The organism is Okeania sp. SIO2F4 (genome assembly GCF_010672385.1).
In the GTDB taxonomy this organism is placed as follows: domain Bacteria; phylum Cyanobacteriota; class Cyanobacteriia; order Cyanobacteriales; family Microcoleaceae; genus Trichodesmium.
On record NZ_JAAHGT010001345.1, the window covers coordinates 1 to 1,684 of the forward strand.

The 1,684-nt window shown below is 34.2% G+C and carries 2 protein-coding genes and 1 pseudogene; all 3 read left to right on the forward strand.

Annotated features, from left to right (window positions below; genetic code table 11):
• Positions 1–218 (forward strand): IS630 transposase-related protein (locus F6K22_RS40275; RefSeq protein ID WP_293110711.1); only part of this gene is annotated, 218 nt, incomplete at its 5' end.
• A gap of 78 nt (positions 219–296) precedes the next feature.
• Positions 297–575: pseudogene (locus tag F6K22_RS40280) on the forward strand (IS630 family transposase); the annotation flags it as partial.
• A 297-nt stretch (positions 576–872) separates the two neighbouring features.
• Positions 873–947, forward strand: a complete 75-nt coding sequence (locus tag F6K22_RS40285; RefSeq protein WP_293110712.1) for a hypothetical protein — start codon at positions 873–875, stop codon at positions 945–947.
• The last annotated feature ends 737 nt before the right edge of the window (positions 948–1,684 follow it).

The following is a 1,684-nucleotide window of genomic DNA, read 5'->3' on the forward strand; positions in this document are numbered from 1 at the left end:
TTAAGAGCTTTGTCAAGGAAAATAAGGATCAAACTCAAACGAAAATGGCTGAATTATGGGGGAATAATATCACTCAGCAAAATATCAGTTATACCTGTCAAAAACTAGGAATAACCAGAAAAAAAAAACTTACGGATACGAGGAAAGAAATGAAACACAACGAGAAGCTTTCAGGGAAAAAATCTCAAAAATTGAGAAGAAAAGAAGAGTTTATGTAGATGAAGCGGGATTTGATAATAGAGATGACTATCCTTATGGTTATAGTCCGCGCTTGAGAAAGATGCTGCACTCTAAAATGTGGAAAAAAAAGAGAAAGAGCTAGTTGGATTAGTGCTTTAAAAGATGGGAAAGTCTTTGCTCCTTTAACCTTTGAAGGTTGTTGTAATCGAGATTTATTTGAAACCTGGCGATCTCAAAGTTTGATTCCTCAATTGGAACCAGGAGATATTATTATTGTTGATAATGCTACTTTTGATCAAGGGGAAAGCATCAGAGAAGTTGTTGAAGATGCTGGATGTGAAATCTGGTATTTACCTGCTTATTCCCCTGATTTCAACAAGATTGAAAACTGGTGATCAGTTTGAAAAACTTGGATGAAACAAATGTTACCTAAGTTTAAGACAGTCCGAGAATGTGTAGATGCAGCCTTCCAAAACTGTCCTAACGTTTTTGCGTAGTGCTATAAATGCCAAAAATTTAGAGGCAATGATGCCTGATGCTACTTAGTTAGAAAGTTATGAATCAGAAATAGAAAGTTCCTGACATTATTTCCAATTATTACTATTAGTTAGTTCCCTAGAATTGTACTGGCGTGATGCCTCTAATTTCTTTGTAGAAATTCATAGTGCTAAGGTTATTTGATTGACCAGTTTTTGCAGTTAAAAACTAATCATAGGAGCGATCGCTACGAAGGCAGTCTAGAAAACAGATTTCCATTTCTTAAATAAATTACTGAATCTATTTTAACTGCATGGCCGTCTCACTCGATCTTGATCCAGATAAAGATTGATTTTCCCTTACAAGAATTCCCAAAAATTTACTTACTATTCCATATATAGCTAGGGGATAAAACTACAATGTCTGAGGTTTGAAATTTTAGATAAACTCAGGGACGAGGCGATATACTATATTAAGTAGATATAATTTAGATAAGGGATAAAACTGCAACGTCTTAGTTTTTAGATAGATTTTAGATAAACTCAATTTATAGCTAATTTACTCTATTAGATAGGGTGTTTGTGAATTTAGCTATGATTTTCTGTGCTATTTGGGGTAGGCAATAGGGAATAGGGATTAGTTCATTCATGGGTAAGAACAGGAACAAGTAGTGAAAGAGGTATTTATAATTCAGATCTTGATTACGCGCCAGCCCAAATATCTGAATTCATAGTTTGATTGACCAACGCCTTAAATTAACATATATAAGGGATAAATGAGTGATGAAACTCCAACGTTGGAGTTTTTATATTTTAGATAAATTGAGGATATGCTGAGTATCTACAAATACTGGCTAACAAAAAAATGACTAAAGAAATAATTTTCCTAACCTATCCTTTTCAGGGTATAAAAAAAGAAAATTTAGCTTTTCTTACCTCCCTTTTTCTGGCCTCCCTATGTAGGAGGTATAGATAGGTTTTGCGTTTCATCTGTCCAGCAAAGCATTCTCAAGGAAAGCTTCTCTGGA